The organism is Polaribacter glomeratus, from assembly GCF_002954665.1.
Lineage (GTDB): Bacteria > Bacteroidota > Bacteroidia > Flavobacteriales > Flavobacteriaceae > Polaribacter > Polaribacter glomeratus.
On sequence record NZ_MSCM01000001.1, the window covers coordinates 560390 to 580384 of the forward strand.

20 protein-coding genes and 1 tRNA gene are annotated in these 19995 nt (G+C 29.5%); 5 read left to right on the forward strand and 16 right to left on the reverse strand.

Translation table 11 applies throughout. From position 1 onward, the window contains the following. Positions 1-12: 12 nt before the first annotated feature. The 5 genes from BTO16_RS02390 to BTO16_RS02410 all read right to left on the reverse strand — a co-directional run bounded on the left by BTO16_RS02390 (position 13) and on the right by BTO16_RS02410 (position 4655). Entirely contained in the window at positions 13-1578 is a 1566-nt protein-coding gene (locus BTO16_RS02390) for a DUF2779 domain-containing protein (protein WP_105020065.1), read from the reverse strand. A gap of 6 nt (positions 1579-1584) precedes the next feature. Further along, the gene (locus BTO16_RS02395; protein WP_105020066.1) at positions 1585-2964 is read right to left on the reverse strand and encodes a PcfJ domain-containing protein; all 1380 of its coding nucleotides are present in this window, start codon (positions 2962-2964) and stop codon (positions 1585-1587) included. Positions 2965-2998: 34 nt separating this feature from the next. Continuing rightward, positions 2999-3733: a hypothetical protein gene (locus BTO16_RS02400; protein ID WP_105020067.1), complete on the reverse strand. Its 735-nt coding sequence runs from the start codon at positions 3731-3733 to the stop codon at positions 2999-3001. After that, positions 3733-4008 (reverse strand): hypothetical protein, encoded by a 276-nt coding sequence (locus tag BTO16_RS02405; protein WP_105020068.1) that lies wholly within the window; start codon positions 4006-4008, stop codon positions 3733-3735. Before BTO16_RS02405 ends, BTO16_RS02400 begins: the two co-directional genes overlap by 1 nt. A gap of 83 nt (positions 4009-4091) precedes the next feature. Further along, entirely contained in the window at positions 4092-4655 is a 564-nt protein-coding gene (locus BTO16_RS02410) for a hypothetical protein (protein ID WP_105020069.1), read from the reverse strand. A gap of 123 nt (positions 4656-4778) precedes the next feature. Between BTO16_RS02410 and BTO16_RS02415 the strand changes: the two genes are divergently transcribed. Then, on the forward strand, positions 4779-5690 hold the full coding sequence (locus BTO16_RS02415; RefSeq protein ID WP_105020070.1) for a helix-turn-helix transcriptional regulator: 912 nt from the start codon (positions 4779-4781) through the stop codon (positions 5688-5690). Between the two features lie 136 nt (positions 5691-5826). Here BTO16_RS02415 and BTO16_RS17540 read toward each other — a convergent pair whose 3' ends face one another. The 3 genes from BTO16_RS17540 to dinB all read right to left on the reverse strand — a co-directional run bounded on the left by BTO16_RS17540 (position 5827) and on the right by dinB (position 10663). Further along, the gene (locus BTO16_RS17540; RefSeq protein ID WP_170064402.1) at positions 5827-5976 is read right to left on the reverse strand and encodes a hypothetical protein; all 150 of its coding nucleotides are present in this window, start codon (positions 5974-5976) and stop codon (positions 5827-5829) included. A gap of 511 nt (positions 5977-6487) precedes the next feature. Continuing rightward, on the reverse strand, positions 6488-9445 hold the full coding sequence (locus tag BTO16_RS02420; RefSeq protein WP_105020071.1) for a DNA polymerase III subunit alpha: 2958 nt from the start codon (positions 9443-9445) through the stop codon (positions 6488-6490). A gap of 3 nt (positions 9446-9448) precedes the next feature. Further along, positions 9449-10663, reverse strand: coding sequence for a DNA polymerase IV (dinB, locus tag BTO16_RS02425; protein ID WP_105020072.1), 1215 nt, complete (start codon positions 10661-10663; stop codon positions 9449-9451). A 52-nt stretch (positions 10664-10715) separates the two neighbouring features. Between dinB and BTO16_RS02430 the strand changes: the two genes are divergently transcribed. Continuing rightward, positions 10716-11489, forward strand: a complete 774-nt coding sequence (locus BTO16_RS02430; protein ID WP_105020073.1) for an XRE family transcriptional regulator — start codon at positions 10716-10718, stop codon at positions 11487-11489. On the opposite strand, the gene BTO16_RS02435 is transcribed toward BTO16_RS02430, so the two are convergent. The 3 genes from BTO16_RS02435 to BTO16_RS02445 all read right to left on the reverse strand — a co-directional run bounded on the left by BTO16_RS02435 (position 11481) and on the right by BTO16_RS02445 (position 13655). After that, a complete protein-coding gene (locus BTO16_RS02435) occupies positions 11481-12143 on the reverse strand; it encodes a hypothetical protein (protein WP_105020074.1) in 663 nt (220 codons plus the stop codon). The two genes, BTO16_RS02430 and BTO16_RS02435, sit on opposite strands and share 9 nt — an antisense overlap. Further along, positions 12133-13527 carry a tyrosine-type recombinase/integrase gene (locus BTO16_RS02440; RefSeq protein WP_105020075.1) on the reverse strand — a complete coding sequence of 465 codons (1395 nt, stop codon included), beginning with the start codon at positions 13525-13527 and terminating at the stop codon, positions 12133-12135. Before BTO16_RS02440 ends, BTO16_RS02435 begins: the two co-directional genes overlap by 11 nt. A 54-nt stretch (positions 13528-13581) precedes the next feature. Then, positions 13582-13655 (reverse strand) — tRNA-Met (locus BTO16_RS02445). Positions 13656-13765: 110 nt separating this feature from the next. On the opposite strand from BTO16_RS02445, the gene BTO16_RS02450 reads away from it, so the two are divergent. Both BTO16_RS02450 and BTO16_RS02455 read left to right on the forward strand, forming a co-directional pair. Further along, positions 13766-14149: an START-like domain-containing protein gene (locus BTO16_RS02450; RefSeq protein ID WP_105020076.1), complete on the forward strand. Its 384-nt coding sequence runs from the start codon at positions 13766-13768 to the stop codon at positions 14147-14149. A 99-nt stretch (positions 14150-14248) separates the two neighbouring features. After that, positions 14249-15082, forward strand: a complete 834-nt coding sequence (locus BTO16_RS02455; RefSeq protein ID WP_105020077.1) for an aminotransferase class IV — start codon at positions 14249-14251, stop codon at positions 15080-15082. Here BTO16_RS02455 and BTO16_RS02460 read toward each other — a convergent pair. The 5 genes from BTO16_RS02460 to BTO16_RS02480 form a co-directional block, all read right to left on the reverse strand. After that, the gene (locus BTO16_RS02460; protein WP_105020078.1) at positions 15079-15636 is read right to left on the reverse strand and encodes a YqgE/AlgH family protein; all 558 of its coding nucleotides are present in this window, start codon (positions 15634-15636) and stop codon (positions 15079-15081) included. The genes BTO16_RS02455 and BTO16_RS02460 overlap by 4 nt on opposite strands. A gap of 79 nt (positions 15637-15715) precedes the next feature. Next, complete coding sequence (locus BTO16_RS02465; protein WP_104808727.1) at positions 15716-15988, reverse strand: HU family DNA-binding protein; 273 nt, start codon at positions 15986-15988, stop codon at positions 15716-15718. 186 nt (positions 15989-16174) lie between these two features. After that, complete coding sequence (fmt, locus tag BTO16_RS02470; protein ID WP_211298190.1) at positions 16175-17119, reverse strand: methionyl-tRNA formyltransferase; 945 nt, start codon at positions 17117-17119, stop codon at positions 16175-16177. Between the two features lie 4 nt (positions 17120-17123). After that, positions 17124-19013: a RecQ family ATP-dependent DNA helicase gene (locus BTO16_RS02475; protein ID WP_211298191.1), complete on the reverse strand. Its 1890-nt coding sequence runs from the start codon at positions 19011-19013 to the stop codon at positions 17124-17126. Next, positions 19010-19561: an AAA family ATPase gene (locus tag BTO16_RS02480; RefSeq protein WP_105020079.1), complete on the reverse strand. Its 552-nt coding sequence runs from the start codon at positions 19559-19561 to the stop codon at positions 19010-19012. Before BTO16_RS02480 ends, BTO16_RS02475 begins: the two co-directional genes overlap by 4 nt. 150 nt (positions 19562-19711) lie before the next feature. Between BTO16_RS02480 and BTO16_RS02485 the strand changes: the two genes are divergently transcribed. Continuing rightward, complete coding sequence (locus BTO16_RS02485; protein ID WP_105021482.1) at positions 19712-19993, forward strand: DUF493 family protein; 282 nt, start codon at positions 19712-19714, stop codon at positions 19991-19993. Positions 19994-19995: the final 2 nt, after the last annotated feature.

Genomic DNA, 19995 nt, shown 5'->3' on the forward strand with positions numbered 1-19995 from the left:
AACCTATATGCTTTAATATCCTTTTTCAAATTTACTACAAGTATCTGTGTTTTTCTTAATTGCACTCGGTTTTGCAGATCTTACACCGTATTCATTTGTAACTATACCAGCACTATCGTTATTTTGAATTAACATACAATACCCAGAATTCCCACCCATTCTCATTGCCATTCCTGTTTGGAAAAAATGTTTACAATCTTGGCATTTTTTTACCTCAGCAATGGAATATTGGAGGTTATATAATTCCAAAACAGCCAAAGTATCCAACTTACAATACGCTAACATGTTTTTTCTATCTTGTTGATATTCTTCTTCATTTATAGAATTATCTAAATTTCTATAAACATCCATAGCCGCCATTCCTTGTTGAATTTCTAAATCTTGATAAGAAAGTTGTGGTAAAAAAGTAGGAAGTACCGTTTTTAAGGACCATGTACTTTGTGTGGCTTCTGTTTTTAAGTATTTTCTAAAAATCACACCTAAGTCTACCAAACGCTCAATTATACGCTCTAGTTCTTCTGTGTATTTTGGAAAATCTCTAATTAAGCCTTTAATCATCGTTTTCTCAAAACTAGAATACATTAAAATTTTCCCATCATTATTATAATGATTTAAATCATTAATCATTTGTATAATTAATCCTTCTCTAGGATCATCTTTTCCATTTCCTAGAAATTCATAATGTTGAGGTTCTGAATTTGCATCTTTTTGATAATGCAAACTATACTGAAAAGGAACTTGCTGATAAGGTCTCGTATAATCATATTTTGGAATTCCTTCCATAATAGTTTCAAAATCGAAAGAATAAATTGGATACGGATTTTCTACTAAAAATTGTTGAATAGCTTTTTCGTTTCTATAATTGATTTCAGTTGATAATTCAGGTTCATTTGCCCATTCCTCTATAATAGGTTGGTTTTCCTTTAATGTTTGGCAATAATTGGCAAATTCACATGGGTAAGGTTTATCACAATGATTTCCAATTAAAACAGTCGGTTCTTCTTGTTGATACACTGCTAAAAAGGTAGCAATATTTTTAGGTATTTCGGGTAAAAAAGATTGAATTCTGCTAAATACACTCTCATAAGTAAACAATTGTTGAGGTACAATTTCTCCCTGTTTTACATACGCTCTATCAAAATACATGATAGAAATATCTTCAATTTCAATACCTGCATTGGTCATCACAAAATATTGAATGGCAGCATCTCTAATGTGTTCAGTTTTTACAGAATTGGTGCTCTTTACTTCAAATGCGTGCCATTTTCCATCAATTTGATGTAAAATATCTACAGCAACCAAAGTGTTTTCAGCGGCAAAAGTGGCTTCGTAAATGGTAGTTACTCCATCAGCAATTAATTCTTTGGTTCTAGCAATAGATTTAGAATTTGCATAATGATCAACTAAAGCTAATGCTCCATTTGGGAAATAATCTTGTGCTAAATCACCAACGGTATTCCCAACACTAAAAACGTGTTGCGTGCTTTCAGAATAAACTACTTCTTCTTTTTTATACTTGTTTAACCACAATGCTTTTTGACATTTTAATCGTTTTAAATATCTTGATTTTGATAGCATATTTTTTTAAATATATATTTTTAAATTTTCCCTTTTAGCCATTACTGTTAAAACATTTCGCTCTAAATAGTGGTCTGCCATATTGAATTTTCCCAGAGCTTGTGTTATTTTTCCATTTTTTATTTCCATAGTTAAACCATAATTGGTGTTTTTCTCATAAAGTCGCCATATCTGAATTTTCTTTTCTACACAACGATCTAAATAGGTGTACACACAATGTTTTTTCTTTTGCCCCTCTATATATAATTCAAAGGAATCAATTATTTGTTGATACTCGTATATTTTATCTTTTACTGTAATGGTTTTTAAGGCACCTTCTTCTTTTGTTCCCCATACAATGGGGTTTCCTTCTATTTCATTGTATGTTATGGTGTCATGCCAAACTTCCATTTGATTTATAATACTTTTATACGTTTTACCTTTTAGAGTAAAATTTGAACCTAAATGATTCCTCTGGTTTTCTATATAATCTACATAGGTCTGAATTTCATGAGGATTACAATGAGATTGCATTAAAATCCTGAAACCAGACTTCCAGAAGTAAATATCAGTATAATACTTGTCAATAGTATCTCTAAATGTATCGCTGCTCTCTAAATAGTTTTCAATTAAATTTATTTTCTGGGTAAAGGTTCTGTTGAAGCCAAATTCATTTTCAGTATTTTCCTCACAAATGATGGCTAATTTAGAAGCTATAATTCTTTTTTTTATATAGTTTTCTGAATTTTGAACCGACAATAAATTATCTTGACTGTGAAAATAAAAACTTTCCTTTTTAGAAATCTCTAAAGCTGTTGGGTTTAATTTTCTTATATTTTTTCCATTTCTGATGCCTAATATAATAGTAAAATCTTCGTAGGTTTTAAAGTAATCAAATTCAATATAATTTCTATTATTAAATGTAGCATTTTTAAAGTTATTATATATAAAATCTTCAATCACTGATGCACTATTTGTAAAATCTTTAGATACTTCGTAGGTATTAAATAGTTTAGAAAATAATTCATTTGGGTCTAAGTTATCGTGATTAATGTTTTTTTTTATTGCGTTAATTAAAGGCATATTCATGTAATTATTAAATACAGAACAAATTACCAGAAGTTTAGCAAAATTAATTTCTAGTTGTCTTTGGTTTCTCTTTCTTTCGAGTGTTATAAATAAATTTAGTTCATTTATTTGGATCAATGCCTCTAAAAATTTGTTAAACTGATGTGTAGTCATGTTTTGATAAAGTTCCCAGTTTTTAATTTCCTTAATCCCCCTTATAATTCCAAGATTAAGCAGTCTTAGTTTGTTGCTAAAAGAGGTAAGAGTAATCTCAATTTCATTAAATCTTTGCGCTACACTATTAGAGGTGTTATCTGATGTTAAAAGTATATGATTCATAATAAATATTTAAAAAAGGTTCATAAATCGGGTACTATTTAGGCTTATATGCACTGCAATAACTCCAAATATGAGTAATGGCTTCATTGAATTCTATATCAGTTGCTTTTTCTTTTATCAGCATGCAAGTATGTAAGCTATTGTTGGAAACTAGAGGTAAATCATCCATCATTTTAAAATAAACACAATTAAAACAAGATTTCAATTTTATGGGTGTATGTTTTTCTTCTAACCGTTTAGAAATAACTATTAAATCATTGGTGTAATATTCAATGACCTTGATTGTATTCATTTGTAGATAGATGCCAATGTTTTGCTCCTTAAAAGCTTGAATATAATGAACATCAGAATTTGATACCAGTACTTTTTGTTTGCCTTCTTTTACAGAAAGCATAGCGTAAATTTCTTTTTCTAAGCTTTCTTTAAAGCGATATTTTTTAAAAGAAAAATTTACATCACAAAGTTCTCGAGTTGATAAATTTTTAGAAAAGTAATGCTCAAAATTATGGATATGATGATGAATACCCAATTCATGAAAACCATTTTCTATTCTATAAGAAATTACTTTCTCTCCATTAGTGTAAAAACAAGTTGCATTATAAATATGTTGAAAAGCTTTTTTTTCAAAAGCATCATTCTGATTTAATGTAGCATATAATTTACGAATCAATAACAGGTTTTTATCGTTGTTTTTGAACTTAAATTTTTGAATAAAATCACATAAAAAGGGTGCAGTTTGAATCTTAAAAATACCTAATCGATGTTTCATTATTTTTTATTTAAACAAATTGTTGATAATGATGGAATATTTTTTACTCGTATTAATAAGGAAGTTTTGCCAACACCTGTTAATCCCCATAAATTAATAATGAAAGGTCTTTCTTGCATTGTAGAAAGCATAAACCATGAATTTATAGCATCTATAATAGCATCTATGGGTTTGTCTATTCCAATAAATTCGGTTTTTAAAATGATTCTTGCATTTTCTAGAATCTCTTTTTTCGATTCAAATTTGTTTTGTAATTCTAATAACTTTGGTACCATGTGCTCTCGTTTTTTAAAGTTTGATACAAAGAACAACTTCAACTACGACAACCCGTGTCGGATTAATAAAAATAAAATATAAATTATTCTAAAATAATTATTTCTTGATGCATGGTTAAGCAATCATCCTTTACTTTTTTAAGTAAAATATTTTGGTACGTAAAGTTGATTAATAAAAGAGTAGGGTTAAAAAAGGAGGTAAGTAGTTGAAAAGAAAGTAAATTGATGTCAAAATTTTTAGCATCAATTTTATAAACACCAACACAACCAATTACGGTTTCTTTTAAATAAATCCCTTTTTCAAATTGGTTTTTTTTGAAGTCTATTTTAGTCGTTTTATAAAGTGGGAAGAGAGAAGTGGTGGTAACTAAATCTTGAAAAGGAATTTTGGCTACTTTTTTTCTGTCAAACCAAATTTCTATTGTGGCGTTTTGTAAATGTAATAAACCTCCAAAGGAATCAATAATTAAGTGATCAATTTCATCAATATTATTTTTAAAGTGTTGATAAAATGAAATATCTAATAGAGCCTCTTCAATTGGAAGTTTCATTTTAGCAGCAATTATATTATAGCATTTTACTGTTTTCGTCGTTGAATCCAATAAATGAATCCAACTACCTTCTCCAAAACATTTAATAGTAATCATAGATTGTACTGTTAATTTTTGTATTTATGGGTTAAGTTCTGGAGGCATAATTATTTTTCAAAAGTATTTTATAAGTACGTCATTAGGTGTCGTTATTATTTTTATATTTATAAAAAAAAAGCGATGTCAAATTATAACATACCGTTGAGTTTTCAATCTTTAATTCAGTTTGTATACGATAAGCAATACCCAACAAAAACAGATATTATATCGCATTTAGGAGAAAGAGATCAGTATATCTCAGAAAGAACATTACAAAGGTATTTTTCTAAAATTAGAGCAGATTTAGGAGTGGAAATAGAATACCACTATCTACAAAAAGGGTATTTTATCAATGAAGAAAAGAGTGTGAAGGTTGATTCTTTTTTTAAATTTCTTGAGATTGTTCAGGTTGCTGATATTTTTTCTAATAGTTTAAAAGATAGTAATACAATTTTAGAATACGTAAGTTTTGATGATTCTAAAGGCTTTAAAGGAATAGAAAATCTAAAAGATATTTTGTTAGCGATTAAAGAACAAAGAGAGATTACTTTTTTACATGAAAGTTTTTGGCGAAATTCTAATCATAAATATACGATTACACCTCTTATTTTAAAAGAATATTTAAATAGATGGTATGTTGTTGGGGCTTTAGATAACAGTGATGAAATTAGAACTTTTGGTATTGATAGAATTACAAATGTTGAGATTCAGAAATTATCGAAGAAAAAAAGAGAAGATTTTGCAGAAAGATTGTCAAAATTTAATCACACGGTTGGTGTGACTTATGGTGAAGGCGCCCCAGAAAAAGTAAGTTTATTGGTTGACGAATTGCATGTAAAATACATGCGTAGTTTGCCTTTACATTCATCGCAAGTTATACTTCCTAAAAATAATGAAAACAAACATCAAGTTGATTTTTTTGTATATCCTAATTATGAATTTAAAACTCAAATTTTAAAAATCGGATCAGAGGTAGAGGTTTTAAGTCCACAATCTTTGCGAGAAGAGATTATTGGGATTTTGAAGGCTAGTTTGGGGAATTATGGGAGGTAAAGCGAACACTTAGATTTATTAAGTTTTCAAAATGCCCCAAGCCCTTAGATCACCGGCAATACTTATTTTTATTTTTAATGATATCTATACTGCAAAAGCCAAAACTATTTGTAATTTTTCCATAAAAGGCACAAATTCATATTCCGTTAATTGGGTATTCGAGTATTGCGGTATTCGAGTTTTGCGTTATTGCAGAAGGTATTGCGGTATTGCTAAAACGAATGTTCTGGTCTTTTTTAGTATTGTTTTCGGTCTTTTTTGATATTGTTGGTATTGCTAACGGCATTGCTAGCCGTGTTTTGGTATTGCTAAAAAAGGGTATTTCGGTATTGCAAAAGGTATTGCAGTATTGCTAAAAAAGGTATTGCTTTTTTATTTTTAATTATCATAAAACCTATGTTTATCATAATTCTTATACACCGCAATCTGCAATACCATCATTTGAACTTTACACTTTAAATTTTCAAATTAATTTACATTCTAGGATCCCCAGCAATACTCATTTTTTTAGATTTTATCACATTCATACTACAAAAGCCAAAACTATTTGTAATTTTTCCATAAAAGGTACAAATTCATATTCCGTTAATTTGGTATTCTAGTATTACGGTATTCGAGTATTGCGGTATTGCAGAAGGTATTGCAAAAGGTATTGCAGTATTGCTAAAAAAGGTATTGCTTTTTTAGTTTTAACTATCATAAAACCTATGTTTACCGTAATTTTTATACACCGCAATCTGCAATCTATATTTGCAATACCATCATTTAAACTTTACACTTTAAATTTTCAAATTAATTTACATTCTAGGATCCCCAGCAATACTCATTTTTTTAGATTTTATCACATTCATACTACAAAAGCCAAAACGATTTGTAATTTTTCCATAACAAGCATAAATTCCCATACCGTTAATTGGGTAAATTTGAACCACATCCGTAAAATGAACGGCATCAAAATAATTGCCATCCGCATCAATAAAAGTGCTTAAACGCATTAGTTTTCCTTGGGATGTTTTGTTGTATCTGGTGGTTACTAATTGTCCGTATAACAAAACATTCTGGTTTGTAAAAACTTCCATTTCTTTCGCTTTTATATGCGGATGAAATGCTTCTGTAACTAATGAAAAATAATCGTGAATTGTAAAACCTAACAACTCCATTTCATCATATACATTTTCTAACCAATGCGTATTTAATTTCGGAATTTCATAATTTTGATGTTGCAATTGAAAGAGTTTTATCTGCTGTTGTTCCTGTTCTTTTTTTGCTCCTTTTAATTTAAAAATGGCCTGCCAAAGCAATGCTGTTTTAGATTTATTGGTAAAACGAAACGCATTAATACGAATCAAAATAGTAAGTTGTTCAATACTAATTGCAATGCGATCTATAAAATTATCCAACGAAAGAAAAACACCATAAATTTGACGTTCCGTTAAAATTCTTTGGATTAATAAATGTTCTATATTTTTCAAATATCCAAAACCTAGATAAATTGTTTTTCCTTTTACACTATTTGCATGATCACCTTTGTTAATGCAAGGTAATTCTATAAGTGCGCCACACATTTTAGCCTCATGAATGTAATGTTCTGTAGAATAAAAACCACCACCATTATTTAAAACAGCGGTCATAAACTCAATAGGGTAGTAGCATTTTAAAAACAAACTTTGGTAACTTTCTACTGCGTAGGACGCCGAATGTCCTTTTGCAAACGCATATCCTGCAAAACTTTTAATCTGATTCCAAACCTCAAAAATTAAGTCGTCTTTATGTCCTTTTTTTCTGCAATTAGAAATAAATTTATCTTCAACCGCTTTAAATTCTTCCACAGAACGGTATTTTCCACTCATTCCTCTTCGTAAAATATCAGCTTCACCCAAGGTTAAATCTGCAAACTGATTTGCAACCTTCATTACATCTTCTTGATACACCATTACGCCATAGGTTTCTGGCATAATTTCTAATAAAATAGGATGCGCTTCTTTGCGTTTTTCAGGAAAACGATGTCTTTTTATAAACTCATCTTTCATACCAGAACCCGAAACGCCTGGTCTAATAATAGAACTTGCAGCCACCAAACCTAAATAATCTTGCGTTTGTAGTTTTTGCATCAATCCACGCATTGCAGGCGATTCTACATAATACGCACCAACAGCACCGCCCGTTTTTAAAAGGTTATTAATGTTTTTATCCTTTTTAAAAGTTTCAACATCTGTAATATCTATTTTAGGAGCATCAGGATTATTTTCTTTGATAATTTCTAAGGCATCTTTAATTTTAGCCAAACCACGTTGCCCTAAAATATCAAATTTGAAAACACCAATATCATCTGCAATATTCATATCAAACTGAACGGTAGCGAATCCTTTTGGAGGTAAATTGGTTGCAGAAAAATAATGGATGGGTTTGTCCAAAATTAAAACTCCTGCAGAATGTACACTCACATAATTTGGAAAGCCTTCGATGAGTTTCCCGTATTTTAAAACCAATTTAGAAATATCATCCAATTGATTTGGCGCTAATCTTTTACTTAATTTATCAATTTCTTCTTTTGGCAATCCAAATACTTTGCCTAATTCTCTAACAACTGCTTTGTATTTAAAAGTAACGTAGGTTGCTAACAAAGCAACATTATCAAAACGATCAAAAATATATTGCGTAACGGTATTTCTATCTTTCCATGAAAAATCAATATCAAAATCAGGTGGAGAAGCTCTAAACGGATTGATAAAACGTTCAAAATACAAATCTAATTCAATCGGATCTACATCCGTAATACCAATAATATAAGCAACAATGCTATTTGCGCCACTTCCTCTACCCACATGAAAAAAGTTATTTTCTTTCGCGTATTTAATAATATCATAATTGATTAAAAAGAAGGAAACAAATTTTAAATCGATGATTACTTTCAATTCCTTTTCAAGTCGGTCATGTACTTTTTGCGTAGGATGTTGATATCGTTTGTGAATTTTATCAGTACACAATTGCAATAACATTTCGCAATCTTCTTCAAAAGTAGAGCAATAGACTTGTAAATTTTGATTTTCACGTTCAGTGTCAAATCCAAAGTTAATAGTACATTTTTCTAGTAATGCTTTTGTATTTGCAATAATAAAAGGGAACTCGCTAAAATATTCTTCTATTTTTATTGCAGCATGCATGCGATCTGATAGTAAACATTCTTCGGTTGTTGGTAATTTGCTCAATAGCATGTTGTTCGCAATAGCACGCAATAAACGATGTGCATTAAAATCGTTTTTATTTCGAATGGTCACTTGTTGTTGAATCACCAATTTATCTTGGTATTTTTTTAGATAGGAAAAACGAAGTTTATTGATTTCAGCAATAGAGATTCCAATAAATTCATTCTCAGCAAAAGAAGTTAAATTCAATTCCAATACTTTTTCAAAAGGATAAATGATATACACTTCTTTTAAAGAAATAGGTTTGTTAGGAATTGCTTTTTTTGCTTCTAAAAAAGAAGATAAGTATTGATTTATATTTTCAAAGCCAGTATTGCTTTTTGCAAGTGCTACAAATTGTTGGGTATTGCCATTTCTAAAATCAACCCCAATAATAGGTTTTATTCCTTGTTTTTTAGCCTGTTGCACAAAATTTAAACACGCAGACGTGTTGTTAATGTCTGTAAGTGCAATACTCGCAATACCATTTTCTTTAGCAAGTTGCAATAACTCAATTTCAGAAAACGTACCATAACGCAACGAATAATACGAATGACAATTTAGATACATACACTATTGTTTTCGATGTGCTAATATTAAAGGCGGTTCTCCGTTAAACGGATTGCTAAATCGTCCAATAGATTTTGCGCCCATCGCAGCCGCTCTCATTATACTTAATTCGCCATATTTATTTCGGATGTTATCCATAGCGTTGTAGAGATTTAGCATTTGTACATTATCATCAAAAAGATTAATTTGATAATTTCCACTCACAATATCAGAAACTTTTACACCTACCAATCGTATTAATAATCGTCTTTGATATAATTTTTCAAACAATTCTAACACCGTAGGAATAATAATGTGATCTGCACTTGTATAAGGAATTTTGATCTGTTTGCTATAGGTGTTAAAATCAGAATATCTAATTTTTACGCTAATCGTTCCTGTTAATTTATCGCCTTTTCTCAATTGATATGCTAAATTTTCTGCCATTGCAAAAATGGTTTCTTTTAGTTTTTTCATATCAATAGTGTCTTTGTTAAACGTTCTTTCTGTGGATAAAGATTTACGTTCATGAAAGGCAATAATTGGTGGATTGTCGATGCCGTTTGCGCGTTTCCATATCGTTTTTCCGTTAGCACCCAAAACACTAATCATCATTTCTAAAGGCATTTCTTGAATTACCTTTACTTTATCAACGCCAAGATTCCGTAAAATTTGATAGGTTTTATCTCCTACGGATGGGATTTTTCGAATTGACAAAGGCGCTAAAAACGATTTTTCAAAACCTTCATCGATCAACAATTGATTGTTAGGTTTTGCTTCACCAGTAGCTACTTTGGAAACTATTTTATTTTTTGACATCCCAAAAGAAATAGGCAATCCAGTTTCTTTGATTATTTTTTGACGCAATTCAGAAGCATATTTATAGCTTCCAAAAAAAGTATCCATACCAGAGAGATCTGCATAGAATTCATCAATACTTGCTTTTTCAAAAACGGGTACTTTTTCTTTGATAATTTCGGTTACTAAGTTTGAGTATTTAGAATAGGTACCTGTATTTCCTCGGATAATGATTGCTTCGGGGCACAGTCTTTTCGCAATTTTCATAGACATGCCAGAGTGCACGCCAAATCGTCTCGTTTCATAACTACAAGCAGCCACGACACCTCTGTCTCCAGTTCCGCCAACTAACAACGGTTTTTTTTGCAACCTGCTATCAATCAACCGTTCGCAGGAAACAAAAAAAGTATCTAAATCGAGATGTAAAATATTTTTTTTCACACTGTAAAATTAGATACAAATTCGTACATTTGTTGCTCAATATTGTAGCATTATGAATAATTTATCAAAAAACATCAAACACCTAAGAACCCTTAAAAAGTTAACACAAGAATCTTTGGCGGAAGAATTATTGGTAACAAGATCAAGAATAAGTTCTTATGAAGAAAGCAGATCTTCACCTACAATTGATTTTTTAATTGATTTTTCTACCTATTTTAAAATTCCGATAGACATTATTATCAAAAACGATTTGACAAAGGCAAAAGATGTTTCTTTTATTGAAGTTGGTAATAAAAGAGTCTTGTTTCCAATAACGGTGGATAGTGATAATGAAAACTTGATAGAAGTTGTTTCTGCAAAAGCATCCGCAGGTTATTTATTAGGCTATGACGATCCAGAATATATAGAACAATTAGAAAAAATTAAACTCCCTTTTTTGCCAAAAGGAAAACACAGAGCATTTCCTATTAAAGGAGATTCGATGTTGCCAATGAAAGATGGTTCGTATTTAGTAGCAGAATTTGTCGAGGATATTAAGAGCGCAAAAAGTGGTCAATCATATATTGTTGTTACAAAAGATGACGGAATGACTTACAAAAGGTTGTACAATCAAGTAGAGGAGAAGCAATCTTTTTTGTTAAAACCAGATAATTCCTCTTATCAAGCCTATGAAGTTCCTGTTACAGAAGTATTGGAATTATGGAAGTTTACCTGCAGTATCAACACCCAAGAATACGAAGAACACGAATTAAAATTAAGCAGTATTATAAATATGTTTACTGATTTAGGAGTAGAGTTAGAGGCTTTGAAAAAGATTCTAGTTTAAAATATCTTGATCTAACTTAAATACAGTTTTAAGCAGAAAGTTTTGTGATTCAAAATCTGTTATTAATTTTTCTTTAGGTTTTGTGTAAGCTTTTTTTGGAGTTTCTTTTGCAGTTTTTTCTATGATTTTATCAATAATAAATGCATCAAGATCAATTTCTCTTTTGTATTTTTCTGCATATAAAGGGAATGCTTCATTGAAAGACTTTTGATGCATACTTATATAAGCTAGTTGAATCTCAAATATTTTAATATATTTTGAATATTCTACGTTTGTTCCAGTATTAATTTTTTTAACCATTAAATCAAAGAAATATTCCATTGCTAAAATGTGATCTTTATACCTTTCAAAAATAAACTCAAATTGAGTTCGTTTCAAATCTGTTTTTAGATCTACTAATTCAAATAAATTTTCACGCAGATAATCTTGCTTTTTGAAAATATCAAAATTAATTTCATTTTCGTCCATAAATAAAACATCCATTTTTGCTCTTGCAAAAACGATTCGATCAAACATCCAATCTAAAGCCTTCAGTTCTTTTTCTGTCAAAAATTTACTAAAGTAGTCTAGAGGTATAAATAATATAGAAGGGTATGTTGCTCTATCTCTTAGGTCATTAAAAATGTCACTATTTTTTCTCTTATTATTTTTCATTTTTCTCGAATAATTTAGAGTAGTCAGCAGGAAGTTCAGCATCAATATTTCTCAAATATTTTTCTAAAGAGGTCATAGATTTGTGCCCAGTTATGAGCATCAATTCACTTTTAGCTTCAAATGGAGATTTTGTTTTTCGTAGATTATTGTAGAGTATAAATATAAAGGTATGTCTAAAGCTATATATGGTATGATCTTCATCTAATTTAAAGTGTTCCTTTACTACTTTTTTAAATCTTTTTGAAAAATGATCTCTTCTATTGTTGTCGGTAGCTTCCCATAAATCACCAAATTTAGTAGGAGTAAAGAGGAAGGATTCTTTATCTAATTTGCTTAAATCAGGTAAGTCTTTAAATAAAATTTCTGGAATTATTTTTGTTTTTAAAGGACTATTTTTTGCTTTAAATTGCATTGTTTTGCTTTCTAAATCAATGTCTTTTATTTTTAAACGACAGATTTCTACAGGTCTTATAAGTGAGTAAGAAATAAATTTGATAAATAGAAAAAGTATTTCATCTTCTTTTTCTAGATAATTGAAAATTTCTTGTTGCTTTTCTTCAGAAAATCTTTTATGCTTTTCAGGGGTCGTTCTTAAAATAGGAATTCCTTTTAGAAAGTTTTCGCCGACGTGTTCGTTGTTTTTAAGTACTTGAAACAAGCTACTTAAATCTACTCTGTAGTTGTTGTAATTTCTAGCACTAGTCTTTAGTAGAATGCTGTTTAAATAATTGATAAGATCTTTTCTAGAAATTTCTGTAATATATTTTACCTCAGGTTTTGTTTCTACTAGCCATTTTGTAAAATGAATACTTTTTCTTTTATAATCGTAGATTGTTCCTTTGCTAACCTCTTTGGCTTTCAAGTTTAAAGCAAATTCAAAAGCGGTATTAAGTAGTAAAAGATTCGTAGTATCTAAAATTTCTGCAGACGTTGCATTATCTAAAATTTCTGTGTTACTTTCAATTTTTGAGATATCTGTCTTAACTATTTCTACTTCCTTTTCAACTGGCTTTTCTTTTGAAGTCGCTGGCGTAACTTTATTGTCTTTTATTGTGTTTATTTCTTGATATAGTTTTTCATTATTTTCAAAAGGATTGTACCCTTTTTTTAGTAAAATGAGTAAATTCTTTCTATAAGAGGTTAAAACCTGCAATCGTTCTTCCTTTGTTTTGTAGATATTAGCCTTCCCATAAATATTTTGCATCCTTTCAAGTTTTCCTGTTTTAGGATTTCTGAATGAAAAATAGATATACCAGCGCTTAGAAAGGTTTCCATTTGCGGAATATATTTTAGCAGGAGAAAAAAGCTTTTTGTGTTCCAAATCGTGTTCCAAATCGTGTTCAATTTTGGAGTTAAAGGTAATGATTTCTTGAATATTAAGCATAAAAAAACAGTTTAGAGTGAACTAAACTGTTGTTTTGTAAACGATTGAAGTTTGTAGCGAGAACGGGATTTGAACCCGTGACCTCAGGGTTATGAATCCTGCGCTCTAACCAACTGAGCTACCTCGCCATTTGTGTTTGAGGCTGCAAATATAATCGATTTTTACATATACGCAAGAAGTGTTTTTAATTTTTTTTAAATAGATTTAATACCTATATTGTAATCCAAACGTTTTAACAATGGATAAAGTAAAATTTGAATTAGAAATCCCTATTCGTGCGTCACCTAGCATGCTGTATCAGTACATTTCTTCACCTTCTAATTTGCAAGAGTGGTTTGCTGATAAAGTGAATTCTAGAGGTAAAATGTTTACTTTTATTTGGGAAGGTGTAGAAGAAAAAGCAGAATTAATTATAAAAAAGTCAGAAGACAGAATTAGATTTAAGTGGTTAGAGAGTAAAGATGACGAAAGTTATTTTGAAATTAAGATTCAAGTTGACGCTTTAACTAAAGATGTTTCTTTAATTGTTACAGATTTTGCTGATGATGACGATGAGGTAGAAGAGTCCAAACAACTTTGGGAAAATCAAATTGATGAATTAAAACACACAATTGGTGCATAATTATTAATTGAAATAAATAAAACTCGGCAAACTGCTGGGTTTTTTTATGCCCAATTTTTATTAAAATGTAGTAATTTTGCAAGTCTAAAATATATGTTGATGATTAATTTTAATGGCGAATTATTATTTGAAGAAAATGTGAAACTTTCTCCTGAAAATAGAGGGTTTAAATATGGTGATGCAATTTTTGAAACGATAAAAGTTAGCAATAATAGAGTTGTTTTTTGGGAAGATCATTATTTTAGATTGATGTCCTCTATGAGGATGTTACGCATGAAGATACCTATGAAATTTACCTTAGAATTTTTAGAGCAAGAAATTTTAAAAACAGTGGCAGCTCAAGATAGTGATACTTCTTTTAGAGTTCGATTAAACGTGTATCGTAGAGATGGTGGTTTATACACACCAAAAACGAATAAAATTCATTATTTTATTGATGCAAAACCAAATACTTATGTAACTAAAGATGTTTATATTGTAGATGTTTTTAAAGACTTTTATAATTATTCAGGGTTATTATCAACTATAAAAACAAACAATAGAATGGTGAATACTTTAGCTAGTATTTTTGCGAAAGAAAATGAGCTAGACAATTGTGTTTTAATCAACGAAAATAAAGGAGTTGTTGAAGTAACAAATGCTAATATTTTTATTCTAAAAGGAAATGTAGTTAAAACTCCTGCATATACAGAAGGATGTATAAAAGGAATCGTTAGAAAAAAGGTAATTGAAATAATTACTAAAAACGAAGCGTATTCTATAGAAGAAACCACCATTTCTCCTTTTGAAATTCAAAAAGCAGATGAAGTTTTTATAACCAATGCAATTATAGGTATTCAGGCAGTAACAAACTACAAGAAGAAAACATTTACAACTAGTTTTTCAGATAAAATAAGTAAGAGTTTAAGGGTTTTAGAAGTAACTACTTCTTAATTTAAATTAACATCACTTGGTGCATTTGCCCAAAGTTTATAATCACCGCCTTTTTGTAGTATTTTATTTCTCCAAAGAGATTCATCATCCGTAGATAAAATATTTTTAATATCATTTTCTGATATAAACCAAGAGTTTAAGTTTAATTCATCGGTAAGTTGATTTTTATCCCAGCCAGAATAACCAAGAAAAAAACGAATATCAGTACTTTCTAAATCACCATTATTTAATAATTCTCTTAATGATTTAAAATTACCACCCCAAAAAATGCCACTATCAACTTCTATGCTTTCTGGTATTAAATGGGGAACCTTGTGCACAAAATAAAGATTATCTTGTTCTACAGGTCCTCCTTGATAGATTGTAAAATTACACGCTATTTCTGGTAATAAATCTTGTAGTGTATATTCTAAAGGTCTGTTTAAAATGAAACCAACAGAATTTTTGTTTGTATGCTCTGTGATTAAAATAATTGCTCTATTAAAAGAACTGTCATTTAAAATAGATGGTTCTGCAATTAGCAATCTTCCTTTAAGAGGTTTTAAGTGGCTCATAAGTAAATATATGTAAAATATAGGTATAAAAAAAACTCCCTTAAAAGAGAGTTTCCTTATAGCTTTAAGTTGTAACGTATTAGTTTACAGCTTCGCTTAATCCAGCTCCAGCTTTAAATTTTGCTACATTTTTAGCAGCAATTTGAATCGTTTTTCCAGTTTGTGGATTTCTTCCACTTCTTGCAGCTCTGTTAGAAACTGAAAAAGTACCAAAACCAACTAAAGCAACTTTACCACCACCTTTTAAAGCAGAAGTTACATTACCTGTAAAAGACTCTAAAGCTGCCTTAGCTGCTACTTTAGAAATTCCTGCGTCAGCAGCCATTGCATCGATTAAATCAGACTTGTTCATAATAAATAGATTTTAAATTAATTGAATATTATTTTTGTGCTGTAATAGCTTAACAAATATAGACGGATTAAGGGTTTGCGCAAGTTTGACCTTAAAAAAAGTGCCTTTTTGTTAATAAATAGCATCAAATTGTTAATAAGGAGAGGTTGAAAAATCAAAAACTCTTAAAACCGCATCAATAAAGGGTTAAAGCATTTCTGCTTCTTGCGAAAAAGTGTAACCGTTTAAAAGACTTTTTGAGTCCATTTTTTTCTTTCCAGAAAGTTTAAGTTCGTCAATAATAATAAATCCATTATTTACTGCTACTTTTAGCTCTTTTTTAGTGGTAATTATTTTACCAACATTAAACTGATGCTCACTAATTTCTTTTTGAACTGCATAAATTTTTACTGATATTTCTTCATCCTCATTTTTTACAATCGTCCAAGCAGCCGGAAAAGGATTTAAACCTCTAATTTTATTATAAATACTATCTAATGGAGCAGACCAATCTATTTTTGTGTTTTCTGGATGTAACTTTGGGGCAAATTTTTCTTCTAGAACTGGTTGTTTTTTAGTTGTTATATTTCCATCAGAAATTAAATCAATAGTTTTAGAAACTAAATCGGCTCCTAAAAACATCAATTTGTCATGCAAAGTACCAACAGTTTCTGTATCTTCAATTGCAGTTTCTTTTTGTAAAATAATTTCTCCGGTATCTATTTTATCATCAATAAAAAAAGTAGTAACACCTGTTTTTGTTTCGCCATTTATAATTGCCCAATGAATTGGCGCTGCACCTCTGTATTGCGGTAATAAAGAAGCGTGAAGATTAAAAGTACCAAATTTTGGCATTTTCCAAACTGCTTCTGGCAACATTCTAAATGCAACTACAATTTGTAAATCGGCATTTAATGCTTTTAATTCTTGTTGAAACGTCTCATTTTTTAAATTTTGAGGCTGTAAAATTGTTAAATTTTTTGATAACGCATATTTTTTAACATCAGATTCGTTTAGTTTTCTTCCTCTTCCGGCAGGTTTATCTGCAGCCGTAATTACACCAACGATGTTATAATTGTTGTCTACTAAATGTCTTAAAATGGTAACCGCAAAATCTGGAGTTCCCATAAAAACGATACGTACATCTTTCATAATTTTATTTTAGTTGGTATTTATTTTGATGATTTATTTGTATTTTATCTTCGGATAAAAGCACACGCAAATGTATTAAAATGTCTTTTTCATTTGCCTTTATATGTTGATTTATTTCTTGCGATGTTAACGCATTTTTTTGTTTCAAAATTGCTAGAATTTCTAAAGAAATAGCAATTTTTTTTGAACTCTTTTTAGACAAACAAACATCGCAAATGCCACAATTTTTGGTTGATTTTTCATCAAAATAATCTAAAATTTGTGTGTTTCTGCACATAGAATTATTTTGAATATACAGTAAAAAATCATCCGACTTTTTTTCTTTTTGTTTTAAAAATTGCACGATTTCTCTAGAATATTTATTGATGGTTAAATCATCTTCTCTTGGAACTAAAAAACGAATTTCTGTATCTGTTTTTACACTCTTGTAAGTTAGTATATTTTCTTTTTCTAATTGTTCTAAATTGGCAATTACTTGTCTAGAAGTAATATTGTTTTTCTTGGCGAGTAGAAATTCATCTACTTTAACTTCTTGTTTAAATAAACCACTATAAGTTCTTAATAATGAATCTATAAAGTTCTTGTTATAGATATTGTTTATGGCGTATAAAACAACATTTTTGCTGCTTGCAGTAAATAGTACTGTAGATTTTTGATTGTATGTATTTGTAAGTTCTAGGATGCCGTTATTAGATAAAATCTTTAAAATTGCATCTACTTTTACAGCTGTAAAATTATAAATTTTAGAGAATTTTAAAAGGTTAAAACTGTAATATTTATCAATTATTTCTCCTTTTGCAATTCTAAAATATTGGTATAATTGTCTGTGTACTTCTTTTACTTCTGCAATGTTTGGTAATGCTTTTTTTATTTGCTTTTTGTAGATAGCAATATCATTTTCATTTTTAAATAAAACAGCAAAAGATTTGTTGCCGTTTCTGCCTGCTCTACCAGATTCTTGAATGTAATTTTCGATACTAAAAGGCAAATCAAAATGCACAACAATACCAACATTTGGCTTGTCAATTCCCATTCCAAATGCATTTGTAGAAACTATGATTGGTGTTTTTTCTGTCATCCAATTATCAAAAGAAAGTTGCTTTTCTTTAGCAGATAATCCAGCGTGATAAAAACTGCTTTTATAATTTTTAGCGTTTAAAAAATTACTAATTTCTTCTGTTCTTTTTCTAGAAGTAACATAAATAATTGCTGGCTTTTTAGTCTTTGTAAAAATTTGTTCTAGCTTTAATAATTTGTCTTCTACTGTAAAAACTTGATAGGCTAAATTTTCTCTTTGAAAAGATTTTCTAAATAGCTGCGTATTTTCTAATTCAAGATTTTCTGCAATATCTTTTAAAACGATATTGTTTGCAGTTGCCGTGAGTGCGATAAAATTTACACCAGGAATTAGTTCTTTTAAAATTTTAATATTTCGGTAAGAAGGTCTAAAATCACTTCCCCATTCAGAAATACAATGCGCTTCATCAATCGCAACAAAAGAAACAGTTAACTCTTGTATTTTTTGCTGAATAAAGGTGGATTGTAATCTTTCTGGAGAAATATATAAAAATTTAAAATTCCCGAATTTAATATTATCGAAAAGTGTAATAATTTCATTTTGGGAAGAACCAGACTTTATAGTTGTAGCCTTAATATGTCTTTTGTTTAGGTTTTCAACTTGATCTTGCATTAAAGCAATTAAAGGCGAAATTACAATGCAAACGCCGTCTTTTAACAAAGCCGGAACTTGAAAACAAATCGATTTTCCGCCGCCAGTTGGCAAGAGCGCAATTACATCTTTTTTTTCTAAAACAGCGTTTATAATTTCTTCTTGAGGTTCTCTAAAAGAAGAAAAATTCCAGTATTCTTGTATTATTTCTTTTGCCGAAATCATAATTCGCAAGAAAGCGAATTAATAATAAAATTAGTTCTTTCATCAACAGAACCAAAAGGAACGTTTATAATTTTATATCCCAATTCTGAATATGCGCTTAGTAAAAAAGTATCAATAATAGAAGATTCTTCAAAAGTCTCATAACGCTCATTATCTGTGATATGTATTTCTTTCCAAGGAGAAAAATGTAGGATTATATCGTACTTATAGTGTTTGCTTTTTTCTAAGAAAGTAGCAGGGAAATCAGTTTTAAAATAATTCATGTAAGCATGAACATCAGGAATTCCTCTATCAAAAAAAACAATATTTTCTTGTCTTTTTTCAGCAGATAAAAATTGTTCTTCTCTACCCTCTAGAAGCATTTCGCTAAATAGTAGCGGTTCTGTTAAAAAGAGTTGTTCAATTCCTTTATTCTGTGCTTTTAAAATAACATCTCTAGAAACTTCATTAAAACAAAAAAAACCTTTTTCTTTTAATTTATTTAAAACAGTTGTTTTTCCTGTTCCTGGACCACCAATTAAAACGATTTTTTGCTGATTTTTTTGCAAGTATTTTGTCTTAGAATTATTAATTTTGATTTTTCACCCAAAATTTGAGTGCCACAAAAATAAATCATTCGTTTTATAAAACTAATTTTTAATGTAATATTGTGGGCGGTTATTTTTTAAATACTTAAAAGAGATGTAAATATGAGCGAAATGAGTGAAAAAAATGCGTTTTACACCAAATTAAAAACTCAGTTAGAAGACACAACAAGTTTTCCGGCAGAGTATATGTATAAATTTATTGTTCCTTCGGATGAAAATCAATTTGAAGAAGTGCAAGAAATATTTAATAACACGGGTGCAGTTATTAAAACAAAAAAATCTAAAACAGGAAAATATAATAGTCTTTCTGTCGTATTACAAATAGCAAGTGCTTCTAAAGTAATTGAGTATTACAAAAAAGCAGAAAAAATTAAAGGAATTATATCATTATAAAT